Raw genomic sequence first — 13989 nt, forward strand, 5'->3', positions numbered from 1 at the left:
GCATGCGTACGCCCTCCGTGTAACGCGACTGTCATGCGGCGCGTTCCGGACATGCCCCCCGGCTCCTCCGATATTGCTTTTCCTACAACGAGTTACTCGTGTTCTGGGTGGTTCTGGCATGGAAGCTGCCCGGTAGGGGTGAGCCCGCCGCGTCGGCGTGGCCATCGCCCAACAACAACCGAGGACTCGCACCATGCCACTTGCCATCGGGACGACGCTCAGCCGTCGTCGTTTCCTCACCCTGACCGGCGCCCTGGCCGCCGGCAGCCTGGCGCTCAGCGCCTCGACGCTGTGGCCGCGCTGGGCGCGCGCCGAGCCCGAGCTGGCCACCCGGCTGCTGCGCCTGGGGCGCGACATCTATCCCCACGAAGCGATCGCGGATCGCTACTACCTGGCGCCGCTCACGCCGCTGCTGGAGGAGCAACGTGAGCTGATCGCCGCCGGGCTCGACGACCTGGACCGCCGTGCGCGGGCGGCCCATGGCCGGGATTACGCCGCCGTCGACAGCGCCGCCGAGCGCGAGGCGCTGCTGCGCCAGATCGAGGATGGCGAGTTCTTCCAGGCCGTGCGCAACACCCTGGTAGTGGGGCTCTACGACACGCCCGAGCTGTGGCAAGCCCACTTCGGCTACGAGGGCTCCTCGTGGGAGCAGGGTGGCTATGTCGGCCGCGGCTACAACGATCTGGTGATCGACTGGCTGTGACGCCGGCACGCCGCTCACCACAACAACAAACGCTGTAATGAGGAGACACGCCATGAGTACCCGATTCGAGCATGACGACGACGGGGTGGTGGTGATCATCGGCTCCGGTGCCGGCGGCGGCACCCTGGCCCACGCCCTGGCCCGCAAGGGCATCAAGAGCGTGGTGCTGGAAGCCGGCAAGCGCTACGCCCTGGAGGATATCGAGAACGACGAGTGGGCCATGTTCGAGAAGATCTCCTGGCTCGACGAGCGCATTACCGCCGGCCCGCGCCAGTTGACCGAGACCTTTCCCAACCTGCCGGCCTGGATCGTCAAGGGCGTGGGCGGCAGCACCATCCACTGGGCCGGGGTAGCGCTGCGCTTCCAGCCCCACGAGTTCCGCCTGCACAGCGAGGTGGGCGAGATCGCCGGCGCCAACCTGCTGGACTGGCCCATCTCCTATGAGGAGCTCGAACCCTACTACGTCCAGGCCGAGCGGCACATGGGCGTGACCGGCGAGGCCTCGGGCATGCCGCTGCACGACTGGAACAACAACTTCATGGTGCTGGCCGAGGGGGCCAGGCGGGTGGGCTACGAGAAGCTGCGCGCCGGGCCCATGGCGATCAACACCCGGCCTTACGACGACCGCCCCCAGTGCATGCAGGCGGGCTTCTGCATGCAGGGCTGCCGCTTCGGCGCCAAGTGGTCGACGATGTATACCGACATTCCCCGCGCCGAGGCCACCGGCTACTGCGAAGTCCGCCCCAACGCCATGGCGCTCACCATCGAGCACGACGAGCGCGGCCGGGTCAACGCCGTGGTCTATGCCGACGCCGAGGGCAAACTGCAGCGCCAGCGGGCGCGGGCGGTCTGCGTGGCGGGCAACTCCATCGAGTCGCCGCGGCTGCTGCTCAACTCCCACTCCGCGCTGTTCCCGGATGGCCTGGCCAACTCCTCCGGCCAGGTGGGGCGCAACTACATGACCCACGCCACCGCCTGCGTATTCGCCGAGATGCCCAAGCCGGTGAACATGCACCGCGGCACCACCTTCGCCGGGATCATCTCCGACGAGGCACGGCTCGACCGCTCACGCGGCTTCGTCGGCGGCTACACCCTGGAGGTGATGTCGCTCGGCCTGCCGTTCTTCGCCAAGTTCATGGACCCGGCCAACGGCGGCTGGGGGCGCGACTACGCCGCCATCCTCGAAAAATACGACCACCTTTCGGGGGTGTGGATCTGCGGCGAGGACCTGCCCATGGAGGAGAACGGCATCACCCTCCACGACAGCCGCAAGGATCAGTACGGCCTGCCGGTGCCCATCGTCTACAAGGGCGATCATCCCAACGACGAGGCCCTGCGCCGCCACGGCCAGCAGCAGGCACGGAGCTGCTACGACGCGGTGGGCGCGGTGCGGGTGTTCGATGTGCCCGACTTCCCTACCAGCCACAACGTGGGTACCAACCGCATGAGCGCGCGCCCCGAGGACGGCGTGGTGAACCAGTGGGGGCAGGCCCACGACATCGACAACCTGTTTGTCTCCGACGGCAGCCAGTTCACCTCCAGCGGCGCCGAGAACCCCACCCTGACCATCGTCGCCCTGGCCCTGCGCCAGGCCGACCACATCGCCGAGCGCATGTCGCGCGGCGAACTCTGACAGGAGCCATCCCATGCAACCGACAGCCGACCAGCGGCGCTGGATGTACCGCCACATGGTGCTCAGCCGCTACCTCGAGGAGCGCATCGAGGCGCTCTACATGGAGGGCAAGACCCCGGTCTTCAACATGGCCAAGGGGCCGATTCCCGGCGAGATGCACCTCTCCAACGGCCAGGAGCCGTGCGCGGTGGGCGTCTGCGCGCACCTCACCGCAGACGACATCGTCACCGCCACCCACCGGCCGCACCACATCGCCGTGGCCAAGGGCGTCGACCTCGACGCCATGGTCGCCGAGATCTTCGGCAAGGCCAGCGGGCTCTCCGGCGGGCGCGGCGGCCACATGCACCTGTTCGACGCCGCGGTGAACTTCTCCTGCTCCGGCATCATCGGCGAAGGGCTGGGGCCCGCGGTGGGCGCCGCACTGTCGCGCAAGCTGCAGGGCAAGCCGGGCGTGGCGGTGGCCTTCATGGGCGAGGGGGCGGCCAACCAGGGCGCCTTCCACGAAGCGCTCAACCTCGCCGCGGTATGGCAACTGCCGGTGGTGTTCGTCATCGAGGACAACGCCTGGGGCATCTCCGTGGCCAAGCAGGCCTCCACCGCGGTGCCGCGCAACGACCTGCGCGCCGCCGCCTACGGCATCCCCGGCCACCACGTGGCCGACAACGACGTGGAGGGCGTCTTTGCCGCGGCGGGCGAGGCCATCGCCCGCGCCCGCGAAGGGCAGGGGCCGAGCCTGATCGAGATCGAGACCGCGCGGCTCGCCGGCCACTTCATGGGTGACGGCGAGGACTACCGGCCCAAGGGCGAGAAGGAAGGGCTCCAGGCCCGCGATCCGATCCCGCGCTACCGCCAGGCGTTGCTCGACGCCGGCGTGCTCGACGAAGCCGGCGACGTCGCGCTGGTGGCCGAGGCCCACGCGCGGGTCGAGGCGGCTATTCGCTTCGCCCAGCAGAGCGAGTTCCTGCCGCCCGAGGCGGCCCTCGAGCAGGTCTTCGTCGAATCGGGAGAACAGCAATGACTACTGTTACCAAGAGCGCCACCCGCAAGCTGACCATCGCCCGGGCCATGGCCGAGGCCACCGCCCAGGAGATGCGGGCCGATCCGCGGGTCTTCGTCATGGGCGAGGACGTCGGCCCGCTGGGCGGCGTGTTCGGCAACACGCGGGGGCTGTTCGACGAGTTCGGCGCCGAGCGCGTGCGCGACACGCCCATCTCCGAGACCGCCTTCATCGGTGCCGCGGTGGGAGCCGCCTCCGATGGTATGCGCCCCATCGTCGAGCTGATGTTCGTCGACTTCTTCGGCGTGTGCATGGACGCTATCTACAACCTGATGGCCAAGAACACCTACTTCTCCGGCGGCAAGGTCAAGGTGCCGATGGTGCTGATGACCTCCACCGGCGGCGGATATTCGGACGCCGGCCAGCACTCCCAGTGCCTCTACGGCACCTTCGCCCACCTGCCCGGCATGAAGGTGGTGGTGCCGAGCAACGCCTTCGATGCCAAGGGGCTGATGACCGCCGCCATCCGCGACGACAACCCGGTGGTGTTCATGTACCACAAGGCACTGCAGGGCATGGGCTGGCTGGGCACCGAGAAGGGCGCCACCGTGCCGGTGCCGGAGGAGTCCTATTCGGTCGAGATCGGCAGGGCCGCCGTGGTGCGCGAGGGTCACGACGTGACTCTGGTCAGCCTCGGGGTGGGGGTGCACCACTGCCTGCGTGCGGCCAAGGCCTTGGAGGAGGAGGGCTTCTCCGCCGAGGTGGTCGACCTGCGCAGCCTGGTGCCGCTCGACCGCGATAGCGTGCGGGCCTCGGTGGCCAAAACCGGGCGCCTGATCGTGGTCGACGAGGACTACCACAGCTACGGGGTCAGCGGAGAGATCATCGCCAGCGCCGCCGAGCACGCCGACTGCCGGCTCAAGGCCGCGCCCAAGCGTGTGACCTACCCGGACATTCCGATTCCCTTCGCGCCGACCATGGAGCAGTGGGCGCTGCCCAACGCCGACAAGGTCGTCGCGGCCTTCCACCAGATGATGAGAGAGAGTTGAGGAGATGAGCATGACGACTGACATTGCCGTGCCCGAGGACCTGTGGGAAGGCGATACCGAAGGGGTGATCACCTCCTGGCTGGTGAGCGATGGCGCCGAGGTGGCACAGGGCGACCTGGTCGCCGAAGTGATGGTGGAAAAGGCCCAGTACGAGATCGAGGCCCCGCTCTCGGGCAGGCTCGCCATCGTCAAGGAGGAGGACGAAGTGGTGGCAAAGGGCAGCGTGATCGCCACGCTCGAGAGCTGAGGAGAGTGCTGTGAAACTCACCACGACCCGACACGACGAGACCCGCCCCCCGGGGGCGGGCATACCACCTGCCGCGGCGAAGGAGATCCCGCTGAAGGGCATGCGCGGCATGATCGCGACCAGGATGCAGCAAAGCCTGCAGACCACGGCCCAGTTGACCCACCATGCCAGCGCCGGGCTCTGCGCCCTCGAAGCGCTGCGCTCGCGCTGCCGCGAGCGGGGGCAGGTCGTGCCCTCGCTGCAGGACCTGCTGCTGCGCCTGGTGGTGCAGACCCTGTCCGACTTCCCTGCACTCAATGCCACGCTGGAGGAGAATCGCATCGTCCAGCACGGCGCGGTGCACCTGGGGCTGGCCATACCGCTGCCCGACGACCTGCTGGTGGCGCCGGCACTCTTCGATGCCCAGGAACTGAGCTTGGGCCAGTTGCCCGAGGCACGCCGGACGCTCGTCGAACGGGCCCAGGCCGGCAAGCTTGGCGTGCGCGAACTGACCGGCGCCACCTTCACCGTCTCCAATCTCGGCCGCTCGCGGGTGCACCACTTTACGCCGATACTCAACGTGCCCCAGGTGGCGATTCTCGGCATCGGTGGGATGGAACGGCGCGCCGTGCCATCATCGCAAGGGTGGCGAGAGGAGGCGGTCATCGGCCTGTCGCTCACCTTCGACCATCGCGCCGTCAACGGCGCTCCGGCGGCGGCCTTCCTCGATGCCCTGTGCGAGCGCATCGAGGGGTTGCCGCCCGAGGCGTTCGACAGCGAACTGAGCGTCAACGACGACTAGAGGGAGGAAGCCACATGACGGCGCTTTCGCCTGGATTGGACCGCGCGCTCCAGCGGCTCAGCGTCGAGCAGGGGCTGGCCGCCGAGGAGGCCAGGCTCGATGCGGTCTGTCAGGGCGAGAGCCAGTTCGAACTGCTGGCCTGGCAGCCGCTGGATCGCGCCCTGGTGATGCCGCGCCGCCACGAGCGCACCGAGGGCTTTCCTGCGGCACGCCAGGTCCTGCGCGAACGGGGCTGGCCGATCCTGTTTCGCGCCACGGGCGGCACGCCGGTGCCGCAGTGCCCCGAGGTAGTCAACGTGACCCTGGTGCTGCGCTGTCGCGTGGGCAGCTCCGCGGCCCATCTCGAGTGGGGTTACCATCGCCTGGGCGATCCCTGGTGCGAATGGCTCGCTGCGCTCGGCGTCAGCGACGCCGACCTGGGCTCGGCGCCCGGTGCCTACTGCGACGGTCGCTTCAACGTGCGCATCTGTGGCCGCAAGCTGGTGGGTACCGCCCAGCGCTGGCGACGGGTGCGCGGCTGTCGCGACATGGCGCTGCTGGTCCACGGCGCCATGCAGGTCGGTGGTGATCCGGCCGAACTGGTCGACATCGTCAATGCCTTTCAGGAGGCCATCGACGACCCTCAGCGCTTCCTGCCCGAAAGCCATGTCGCACTCTCTCAGGCGCTGCCGGGTCTGGATGTCGAGTCAGTGCTGCCGGAGCTGCTGCAACGGCTGGCCGATCGGGAGGAGGCAACGTGAGCGAGTACACGGATTCGCTGCGTGACGTATTCGAGCTGTTCGGCCCCATCGCCGCACGGCGCATGTTCGGCGGCCACGGCATCTATCATGATGGCCTGATGTTCGCCCTGGTGGCCGACGAGACGCTCTACCTCAAGGTCGATGAGTACAACCTGGGCGACTTCGAGCGCGCGGGGCTCGAACCGTTCGGCTACGACAAGGGTGGCCGGTTCGTCCGGCTCTCCTACTACCAGGCGCCGGAGGAGCTGTTCGAGGACCGCGAGCTGGCCGCGGCCTGGGCGCGTCGCTCCTTCGAAGCGGCCTTGCGTGCCCAGGCGGGCAAGCGCAAGACGAAACCCTGAGGCTCGGCTTGATACGCCACCGGTTGCCGGTTTCTCGATGCATTGGGCTTCAAGCGTCGGGCGGCCCCTTGAGCTCGAGGGTGTTGCCTTCGGGGTCTTCGAGGTAGAGCGAGGGGCCCGTACCCTCGGCGCCGTAGCGCTGCACGAGTTCGCCGGCCTCGATGTCGTGCGCGGCGAGGTGTCGGCGTATCGCCGCCTCGTCGAAGGGTTCCAGGCGCAGGCAGAAGTGATCTAGGTTGCGCCCCTCGCGGCCCGGGGCGGCGCCGCCACGCTGTCCCAGCGGGCCTTCCACGGGTACCAGGTCGATCAGGCTGCGTCCGGCGCGCAGTTGGATCAGGCCGATCTCATCCTGACGTTTTTCCACCGTGCAGCCCAATACGTCGCAATAGAAGGCGAGCATGGCGTCGGTGTCGCGGATGCGTAGCACCAGATGGTCTATCCCTTGGATGGGCAGCATGGCGTTGCCGGCCTCCTGTCGCTCATCGACCCCGTTCATCGACGCTGTCATCGACACTATGGTCCAGGTAACCGGGAGGCTCCAGCGTTGCCTGGTGCGCCGGCGACCCGGCACCATCGTTTGAGGAGCCGTAGGTCCAGGACCACTTAGGCATTGTGCCAGCGGCGCGGCTAGGCGCCGCTGACATGCCCTCAGTGGCGTGGATCCCACAGCCGGCTGCCGGTGTCGGCTTCGTAGCCCATGCCGTGGGGCGAACTCACCAGCTCCAGTTGCATGCCCCAGGGCGCCATGAAGTAAACCCAGGTCAGCCCCTTCATGGGGCCTTCGGTAAAGGTCTTGGGTTCGCCCAACACCTCCAGTCCTTGCGCCTGGAGATAGGTCACGGCCGTATCCATGTCATCGACGTAGAAGGCGATATGATGTCCGCCGATGTCGCTGTTGCGCGGCTGCTCGGTGCGCTGGTCCGGGGCGGTGTACTCGAAGATCTCCAGATTGGTGCCGTTGCCGCAGCGAACGAGGTGGGCGGCGGGGATGGTGGCTTCGGCATGCACGTCGAGGTTCTGGGTCATCCAGTCGTCGTCGAAGGGGCCGAAGGGGCCGATGGTGAAGAAGGCTTCACAACCCATGACCTCGACGAAGAAATCCACCGCCGCCTGCCGGTCAGGCACGGTGAAGCCGAAGTGCTGGGTGCCGCGCATTCCCGGGAGTTCGGCTTGGACGGTATGACTCGTCAGTAGCGCTGCCAGGGCGGCCCCTACCCATTGTGTCTTGTTCATGGCATGTCTCCTTGTTATTGCCGTTGTTAATGGTGGCGTTGCCACCAGGGTGAAGACGGCAAGGAGCATGCCAAAGCGGAATCCACGAGGTAAGCTACTGTTTTCCATACCCGGGATGACAAAAGTGGGAGGGCAAGGGTGACCATGACGATACAGTGCCGTGACAGCTGTCACGTTACGCATATGCCACCGGCGTGCCATGTACCCGGCAACCTTGCCGAGGTGTGGGCATGAGGCGGGTGCGAAGAGCGGCCGGAGCGTGCCAGTATGGACGGGTCGCACTGCCAGGACGCTCTTCATGACCCGTTTGTTCAGGAAGCACTACCATCCGGCCGGTACGGCGCCGGGCACCCTGCGTGAACTGTCGCTGGAACAGGCTGGCCTGCTCGGCCCTGCCACGTTCCACCTGGCTCGTCGCGAAGCGGGGCGCTGGGGCGCGATGCAGGAGATCGAGGTCGCGGAGATTCCCGAGGCCGCCGCGGAGGGGCCGCTGTGCTGGCTTCACGTGCAGGGGCTGCCCGTGGCCGAGGAGCTGGAGCTGCTCGGCGAGCGGGTGGGCCTGCATCCGTTGGCCCAGGAGGACATCCTCAATGGTGGACAGCGGCCCAAGGTCGAGCGCTTCGACGATGGGCTGGTGGTCATTCTGGGCATTCCCGAACTCGACGAAGAGGGTGACCTGCATCTGTACCAGCTGTCGCTGTTCATGGGGGCCAACATCGTCGTCAGCGTAATGGGCGAAACGCTGGATCCTTTCGTGGTATTCCGGCGACGCCTCAAGGAGAGCGGCGGGCGCGCCCTGGGCGAGCCGGACGACCTGCTCTACGGCATGCTCGATGCCGCCGTCGATCATGCCTTCCCGGTGCTCGACAGCGTGGGTGAGCGAATCGAGGAACTGGAACTCGAGATTCTCAACCAGCCGGACAGCTCGACGCTGGAGCGCCTGCATGGCTTGAAGCGCGAACTGATCATGCTGCGGCGTTACCTCTGGCCCACCCGTGAGGTCATCAACCAGCTGTTGCGCGATCATAACGACCTGTTTACGCCCGATACGCGGCTGTGGATGCGCGACGTCTACGACCATACGGTGCAAGTGATCGACCTGGTGGAGAGCTACCGCGACATGACGGCGAGCCTGCTCGACGTCTATCTCTCCAGCATGAGTCACCGGCTCAACGAGAGCATGCGCAAGCTCACCATCGTTGCCACCGTGTTCATGCCGCTGACCTTCATTGCCGGCGTCTACGGCATGAACTTCGCGCATCCCACCAGTCCCTTCGCCATGCCAGAGCTCGGCTGGTACTGGGGCTATCCTGTCGTATGGGGGGTCATGATCGCCGTCGCCGTCGGCATGGTGATGTGGTTCAAGCGCAAGCGCTGGTTCTAGGCGCTGCAAGGAAAGGGCCTGCATGGAACTTCTCGCCGAGACACGTCATTACCCCGACCGCGTGCTGACCGACCGCCACGGGTTTCACCAGCTGCTGCTGGGACTCGACGGAGCGCTGGAACTCGAGTCGGCCGGGCGGCTCGTGCACGTGACGCGCGGCGTGCTGGCTCCGGTGGCCAGCGGCGAGGTGCATCACTACCTGGCACCGGGAGCCAACCGCGTGCTGGTGCTCGACCTGCCCGAGGCGTGGTGCGAGGCGTTGGCATTCGAAGGGCTGATGCGGGGGCAGGCGCGGCGTTTGCCGGAGCGGCTGGTGGCGCAAGGGAAGGGGCTTGGCGGCTCGGGCCAGGCACTGGCCGGCTGGCTGCAGCAAGTGCTTGCCGCCGGTGGCCGGCGTTTGGCGCCACCGCGGCTGAAGCTGCTCGAGCTGCTGCCCGCCATGCGCGGCGACCTGGCGCATCCGTGGCGCGTAGGCGAGATGGCCCGGCGTTGTCATCTGGCCGAGGCCGTCTTCGCCCGCCAGTTTCGCGCGTTGACCGGGCAATCGCCCCACGAGTGGCTGGTGCACGAGCGGCTGGCGCTGGCTCGCGAGCTGCTGCGAGTCGACGATGCGTCGCTCACCGAAGTGGCCCAGGCCTGCGGCTTCGCCGACAGCGCCCACTTTTCGAAGACCTTCCGCCGGCATCATGAGGCATCGCCCAGCGAGTGGCGCCGGCTGGCGAGGGTGAGGGGCGCTGCGTCCAGAGGTCAGGATTCGACAAGCGACCGCGTCACCTGAAGGGCATGCTCAGGCCTCGATGTTGTTGACGAGGTCATCGCATGTTCGCGTTCTCCCACCGTCAGGCCACGGCCATCGGGGCCACCACCATTCTCAACTGGGCGCTGCTCGCCACCCTGACCCAGCTCTCCGGGCCGGTGCCGCCGTTCCTGCTCACCGGGCTGGCGTTCGGTATTGCCTTCCTGTGCTTTCTGGCTTGGAGCCTCGCGCGGCACGAGTCGTTCGTCGCGCCGCTGCGCCAGGCCCCTTCGGTGTGGGCGCTGGGTGTCGGCGGGTTGTTCGGCTATCACGCACTCTATTTCGTCGCCCAGCAGAACGCACCGCCGGCCAACGCGGGGCTGATCAGCTATCTCTGGCCGCTGCTGATTGTGCTGTTCGTCGGCCTGCTGCCGGGCGAGCGGTTGTTGGCACGGCACGTGGTGGGCGGGCTGCTGGGCTTCGTCGGGGCGGCGCTGCTGATCGGCGGCGACCTGGGCGCCGGGGGCAGTGCGCTGGGCTATGGCGCCGCCTTCGCCTGTGCCCTGGTGTGGAGTGGCTACTCGGTGCTGTCGCGGGCCAAGAAGGCGGTGCCGACCAGCGCCGTGGGCGGCTTCTGCCTGGTCACGGCGCTGCTGGCCTTCGCCTGCCACGGGCTCTTCGAGGCGACCCGCTGGCCCCAGGGCAACGAGTGGTTGGGCGTCCTCGGCCTGGGCCTGGGGCCGGTGGGCAGTGCCTTCTTCACCTGGGACATCGGCGTCAAGCACGGCGACCTGCACTTGCTGGGGCTGCTGGCCTACGCCACGCCGTTGCTCTCGACGCTGGCGCTGATCATGGCCGGCTATGCGCAGGCCACCCCCCTGCTGGCGCTGGCGGCAGGCGTGATCACCCTGGGCATGCTGATCGGCAGCGGTGCGCTTTCCCGACGCACGCCTGTCCCCGCCTGACCCTCATGCCTCGTCCTCATCGCGCTTCGCTCGGTGGGGGCGGCGATCCTTGGTCGCGACCGGGCGGAAGCCGTCGCCGAACACGGCATCGAGATCGAAGGTGGAGTGCTGGCCGATGGCATCGAAGTGTTGTTCGAGCCACAGCTCGGCCCAGCCGCGGCCCTGGCGATACAGCCGCGAGACGAAATCCCACTGGGCGTTGAACTTGCTGGAGGCGGAGAGCTGTTCCACCTCCTGTTCGGCGTGGATCAGGTGCAGGCGCATGGAGCGGTAGCGCTCCACCTCCAGGCCTTCGGCATCGATCAACTGTTGCAGCAGCTGGATGCTGCGCAGCTCCTTGATCAGGCTGGTGTTGAAGGTGATCTCGTTGATGCGGTTGATGATGTCCCGGGCGCTGTCGGGCAGTTTCTGGCGTACCAGCGGGTTGACCTGCACCACCACCAGGTCCTGGCAATCCATATCGTCCACCAGCGGGAAAAGCGCCGGGTTACCGCTGTAGCCGCCGTCCCAGTAGGCCTCGCCGTCGATTTCCACCGCGGGAAACATGAACGGCAGGCAGGCCGAGGCCATCACCGTATCCACTGAAATTTCCGGTTGACGAAACACCTTGGCCCGGCCGGTCCGGACATTGGTGGCGGTGACGTATATCTTGGCCCGGCGGCAGGCGTTGACACGCTCGAAATCCACCAGCTTGCACACCAGATCCCGTAGCGGATTGATCTTCAGTGGGTTGAGCTTGGCCGGGGCGATGAGCTGGGTCAGGCTCTCGAACATCAGATAGCCCGGCGAATGATCGAGGCTGCCGGTGCCCGTCAGCCAGTCCCATGGCGCCGGCTGAATGGGTGAGAGTTGTGCGGCATCGCTGACCCCACGCCAGAAGCGGCCAAGCGCCTCGCGTGCGCCCTGGCGGCCGCCGCGGTGCAGGCCATCGGCCAGCACCACGGCGTTCATCGCCCCCGCGCTGGTGCCGCTGATGCCATCGATCTCCAGCCGTTCCTCTTCCAGCAGCCGGTCGAGTACGCCCCAGGTCAAGGCGCCGTGGGAGCCTCCGCCCTGTAGTGCGAGGTCGATGTGCTTGCGTTCTTCCCTGGGCATGCCATCTCCTGTGTCGTTGATGTTGCGTTGCAGTGTAGGAGGCTCATGCGAGCCTCGCCTGCTTGAGATGATCGGGCGGGAACTCCGTCGCGAGAGAACAGAGCAAGCTTGCACTAAAGTCTAAGTAAGTTGATAATGTGAAAAATGTTTCCACAAACACATCAGGAGCGGTTCCTCAGGAGCCGTAACGAGCCATGACCACACTGCGTTTCTCCACCATCTGGGATCTTCCACTGGCTACCCGTCGCGAGGCCGACGAAACCCCGGCCGCGCCGGCTACCGAGCGTTTCCTGACCATCTGGGACAGCCCGCGTCTCACCACGTCGACCAAGGGCAAGCGCTCCCCGCGCAAGCTTTCCAAGTTCTACCTCTGACGCCCCGAAGCCACGCCGCAAGCGGCAATGGCAACCATCGACAGCGCCCATCCCGTGCGGCATGGGCGCCTTGGCTTGCGCCGTGGTGGTCGGCGCGGCAGCGTTCATGAGTCGCTTGTGCTATCGGCAGCGTGTAGCTTGGCCAGTGTCGTGACCAGCCGCTGACAAAGAGCGTCCAGGCGTTCGCGCTGGCTTTCGTCCGCCAGCTGGCCATCCTCGCCGAAGGCCTGGGCAGCGCGCGGTACGGCCAGCGGGCTGGGGAGCACGGTCACGCCGAGGTTACTGAGCAGTTGGCGGATCAGCGCCAGGCTGCGCATGCCGCCCAGCGCGCCCGGTGAGGCGGAGACCACTGCCGCCACCTGGTCGGTGAACAGGGCTAGGCCGCTGCACTCACCGTCCGAGCGCGACATCCAGTCCAGCGTGTTCTTCATCAGCGGCGTGATGAAGCCGTTGTACTCCGGCGAGGCCAGCAGCAGGCCCTGATGCTCGGCAAGCAAGCCCTGCAGACTTCTAGCACTGGCCGGCAGGCCCTCGCGGTTTTCCAGATCGCCGTCGTAGAGGGGCAGCGGGTAGTCGCGCAGGTCGATGAAGGTCGCCTGGCCGCCGGCATGCTCGACCCGTTCGGCGGCCAGGCGGGCCAGGCGCTTGTTGAAGGAGTTCTCTCTGGCACTGCCGGCGAAGACCAGGATGCGCGGTGGGGTGGAGGTCGTCATGGGCGAAGCATTCCTTTTTGTAGGTGGTCGGTCAGTGGCTCTCGGGGTGTCATTCCCGCCAGGGCAAGGGCGGTGGCTCCAGGCGCTTGCCGTCGAACTGGGGGATGCTGCCGAAGCGTTCACTGCCGGCTTCCCAGTCGCGCTGGGCCTCGATGATCTCGGCCTTGCTGTGGCCGACGAAGTTCCACCAGATCAGGATCTCCTCGCCCAGCGGTTCGCCGCCGACCAGGATCGCGCGTCCGCCTGCGGGCAGCTCGAGAGCGAGCTGGCGGCGCCCACGACCCAGATAGGCCAGCTCGTTGGTGGCGAAGTGTTCGCCTTCGATGCCGAGCTCGCCTTCCAGCGGCAGCAGGCCGTATTCGAAGTCCTCGCGCAGCGGCAGTGCCAGCGAGCCGCCGGAGGCTGCCGCCAGGTCCAGGCCCACCAGCGGCGAGAAAGCCAGCGTCGGTGCCCGCTGGCCGGCGAACTCGCCGGTGAGCAGGGTCAGCTCGACGTCTCCCTCGTGCCAGCGGGGTAACTGCGGATAGTGGTCGAAGCGCGGCTCGGTGCGGCGGTTGGCTTCGGGCAGGGCGATCCAGAGCTGGGCGGCATGCAGGTGCGACTCGCCGGGTACCGACTCCTCGGTGTGGCTGATCCCGCGGCCGGCCGTCATCAGGTTGACCTGGCCGGGGCGGATCACCTGCTCGTTGCCCAGGCTGTCGCGGTGCAGCACTTCCCCCTCGATCATCCAGGTGAAGGTCTGCAGGCCGATGTGCGGGTGGGGACCGACGCGCAGGCCGCGTGCGTCGCCCTTGAATACCGCCGGGCCGGCATGATCGAGGAAGCACCAGGCACCGATCAGGCGTCGATGGCGAGAGGGCAGCACACGGTTGACGGGGATGCCGCCGACGTCGGCCGTGCGCGGCGCGACGTGCTGCACCTGACGCTTGCCGTCGACGATGGGGCAGTCCAAGGAGGAGGAGAGATCGGCGTCGTTGACGAGGTTGCTCATTGTCGTT

General features: G+C 67.3%; 17 protein-coding genes. 12 read left to right on the forward strand and 5 right to left on the reverse strand.

What is annotated here, in order from left to right; translation table 11 throughout:
• Positions 1-193 precede the first annotated feature (193 nt).
• From HNO51_RS08945 to HNO51_RS08980, 8 genes are read left to right on the forward strand one after another with little or no spacing between them, the layout of a single operon-like run.
• The gene (locus tag HNO51_RS08945; protein ID WP_209539012.1) at positions 194-703 is read left to right on the forward strand and encodes a gluconate 2-dehydrogenase subunit 3 family protein; all 510 of its coding nucleotides are present in this window, start codon (positions 194-196) and stop codon (positions 701-703) included.
• Between the two features lie 52 nt (positions 704-755).
• Positions 756-2336 (forward strand): GMC family oxidoreductase, encoded by a 1581-nt coding sequence (locus HNO51_RS08950; RefSeq protein WP_209539013.1) that lies wholly within the window; start codon positions 756-758, stop codon positions 2334-2336.
• A gap of 13 nt (positions 2337-2349) precedes the next feature.
• Entirely contained in the window at positions 2350-3354 is a 1005-nt protein-coding gene (locus tag HNO51_RS08955; RefSeq protein ID WP_209539014.1) for a thiamine pyrophosphate-dependent dehydrogenase E1 component subunit alpha, read from the forward strand.
• A complete protein-coding gene (locus HNO51_RS08960; protein WP_209539015.1) occupies positions 3351-4382 on the forward strand; it encodes an alpha-ketoacid dehydrogenase subunit beta in 1032 nt (343 codons plus the stop codon). Before HNO51_RS08955 ends, HNO51_RS08960 begins: the two co-directional genes overlap by 4 nt.
• Positions 4383-4392: 10 nt before the next feature.
• Positions 4393-4629, forward strand: a complete 237-nt coding sequence (locus HNO51_RS08965) for a lipoyl domain-containing protein (protein ID WP_209539016.1) — start codon at positions 4393-4395, stop codon at positions 4627-4629.
• A gap of 10 nt (positions 4630-4639) precedes the next feature.
• Positions 4640-5410, forward strand: a complete 771-nt coding sequence (locus HNO51_RS08970; RefSeq protein WP_234283502.1) for a 2-oxo acid dehydrogenase subunit E2 — start codon at positions 4640-4642, stop codon at positions 5408-5410.
• 14 nt (positions 5411-5424) lie between these two features.
• Entirely contained in the window at positions 5425-6150 is a 726-nt protein-coding gene (locus tag HNO51_RS08975; RefSeq protein ID WP_209539017.1) for a lipoate--protein ligase family protein, read from the forward strand.
• Entirely contained in the window at positions 6147-6491 is a 345-nt protein-coding gene (locus tag HNO51_RS08980; RefSeq protein ID WP_197450660.1) for a TfoX/Sxy family protein, read from the forward strand. The genes HNO51_RS08975 and HNO51_RS08980 overlap by 4 nt, the downstream gene beginning before the upstream one ends.
• 49 nt (positions 6492-6540) lie before the next feature.
• Here the strand turns inward: HNO51_RS08980 and HNO51_RS08985 are convergent, their stop codons facing one another.
• Positions 6541-6987, reverse strand: a complete 447-nt coding sequence (locus HNO51_RS08985) for a VOC family protein (protein ID WP_234283501.1) — start codon at positions 6985-6987, stop codon at positions 6541-6543.
• 152 nt (positions 6988-7139) lie between these two features.
• A complete protein-coding gene (locus HNO51_RS08990) occupies positions 7140-7724 on the reverse strand; it encodes a VOC family protein (RefSeq protein WP_209539018.1) in 585 nt (194 codons plus the stop codon).
• Between the two features lie 298 nt (positions 7725-8022).
• Here HNO51_RS08990 and corA point away from each other — a divergent pair, with 298 nt between their 5' ends.
• From corA to yddG, 3 genes are read left to right on the forward strand one after another with little or no spacing between them, the layout of a single operon-like run.
• The gene (corA, locus tag HNO51_RS08995; RefSeq protein ID WP_209539019.1) at positions 8023-9108 is read left to right on the forward strand and encodes a magnesium/cobalt transporter CorA; all 1086 of its coding nucleotides are present in this window, start codon (positions 8023-8025) and stop codon (positions 9106-9108) included.
• A 22-nt stretch (positions 9109-9130) separates the two neighbouring features.
• On the forward strand, positions 9131-9886 hold the full coding sequence (locus tag HNO51_RS09000; protein WP_209539020.1) for an AraC family transcriptional regulator: 756 nt from the start codon (positions 9131-9133) through the stop codon (positions 9884-9886).
• A 41-nt stretch (positions 9887-9927) separates the two neighbouring features.
• The gene (yddG, locus tag HNO51_RS09005) at positions 9928-10809 is read left to right on the forward strand and encodes an aromatic amino acid exporter YddG (protein ID WP_209539021.1); all 882 of its coding nucleotides are present in this window, start codon (positions 9928-9930) and stop codon (positions 10807-10809) included.
• A 3-nt stretch (positions 10810-10812) separates the two neighbouring features.
• Here the strand turns inward: yddG and HNO51_RS09010 are convergent, their stop codons facing one another.
• Positions 10813-11904 carry a patatin-like phospholipase family protein gene (locus HNO51_RS09010; protein WP_209539022.1) on the reverse strand — a complete coding sequence of 364 codons (1092 nt, stop codon included), beginning with the start codon at positions 11902-11904 and terminating at the stop codon, positions 10813-10815.
• Between the two features lie 194 nt (positions 11905-12098).
• Here HNO51_RS09010 and HNO51_RS09015 point away from each other — a divergent pair, with 194 nt between their 5' ends.
• Entirely contained in the window at positions 12099-12278 is a 180-nt protein-coding gene (locus HNO51_RS09015; protein WP_209539023.1) for a hypothetical protein, read from the forward strand.
• Between the two features lie 104 nt (positions 12279-12382).
• On the opposite strand, the gene HNO51_RS09020 is transcribed toward HNO51_RS09015, so the two are convergent.
• Together HNO51_RS09020 and HNO51_RS09025 are read right to left on the reverse strand one after the other, a co-directional pair.
• Positions 12383-12991: an NADPH-dependent FMN reductase gene (locus HNO51_RS09020; RefSeq protein WP_209539024.1), complete on the reverse strand. Its 609-nt coding sequence runs from the start codon at positions 12989-12991 to the stop codon at positions 12383-12385.
• Positions 12992-13040: 49 nt separating this feature from the next.
• A complete protein-coding gene (locus tag HNO51_RS09025; RefSeq protein WP_209539025.1) occupies positions 13041-13982 on the reverse strand; it encodes a pirin family protein in 942 nt (313 codons plus the stop codon).
• Positions 13983-13989: the final 7 nt, after the last annotated feature.

The organism is Billgrantia sulfidoxydans, assembly GCF_017868775.1.
Classification (GTDB): Bacteria; Pseudomonadota; Gammaproteobacteria; order Pseudomonadales; family Halomonadaceae; genus Halomonas; species Halomonas sulfidoxydans.

Bases quoted from the DNA above. Each gene is read 5' to 3' on its own strand.
- HNO51_RS09000 (WP_209539020.1), top strand. From the start codon at position 9,131: ATGGAACTTCTCGCCGAGACACGTCATTACCCCGACCGCGTGCTGACC.
- corA (WP_209539019.1), top strand. From the start codon at position 8,023: ATGACCCGTTTGTTCAGGAAGCACTACCATCCGGCCGGTACGGCGCCG.
- HNO51_RS09015 (WP_209539023.1), top strand. From the start codon at position 12,099: ATGACCACACTGCGTTTCTCCACCATCTGGGATCTTCCACTGGCTACC.
- yddG (WP_209539021.1), top strand. From the start codon at position 9,928: ATGTTCGCGTTCTCCCACCGTCAGGCCACGGCCATCGGGGCCACCACC.
- HNO51_RS08955 (WP_209539014.1), top strand. From the start codon at position 2,350: ATGCAACCGACAGCCGACCAGCGGCGCTGGATGTACCGCCACATGGTG.
- HNO51_RS09025 (WP_209539025.1), bottom strand. From the start codon at position 13,982: ATGAGCAACCTCGTCAACGACGCCGATCTCTCCTCCTCCTTGGACTGC.
- HNO51_RS08960 (WP_209539015.1), top strand. From the start codon at position 3,351: ATGACTACTGTTACCAAGAGCGCCACCCGCAAGCTGACCATCGCCCGG.
- HNO51_RS08990 (WP_209539018.1), bottom strand. From the start codon at position 7,724: ATGAACAAGACACAATGGGTAGGGGCCGCCCTGGCAGCGCTACTGACG.
- HNO51_RS08945 (WP_209539012.1), top strand. From the start codon at position 194: ATGCCACTTGCCATCGGGACGACGCTCAGCCGTCGTCGTTTCCTCACC.
- HNO51_RS08965 (WP_209539016.1), top strand. From the start codon at position 4,393: ATGACGACTGACATTGCCGTGCCCGAGGACCTGTGGGAAGGCGATACC.
- HNO51_RS09020 (WP_209539024.1), bottom strand. From the start codon at position 12,991: ATGACGACCTCCACCCCACCGCGCATCCTGGTCTTCGCCGGCAGTGCC.
- HNO51_RS08975 (WP_209539017.1), top strand. From the start codon at position 5,425: ATGACGGCGCTTTCGCCTGGATTGGACCGCGCGCTCCAGCGGCTCAGC.
- HNO51_RS08985 (WP_234283501.1), bottom strand. From the start codon at position 6,987: ATGAACGGGGTCGATGAGCGACAGGAGGCCGGCAACGCCATGCTGCCC.
- HNO51_RS08950 (WP_209539013.1), top strand. From the start codon at position 756: ATGAGTACCCGATTCGAGCATGACGACGACGGGGTGGTGGTGATCATC.
- HNO51_RS09010 (WP_209539022.1), bottom strand. From the start codon at position 11,904: ATGCCCAGGGAAGAACGCAAGCACATCGACCTCGCACTACAGGGCGGA.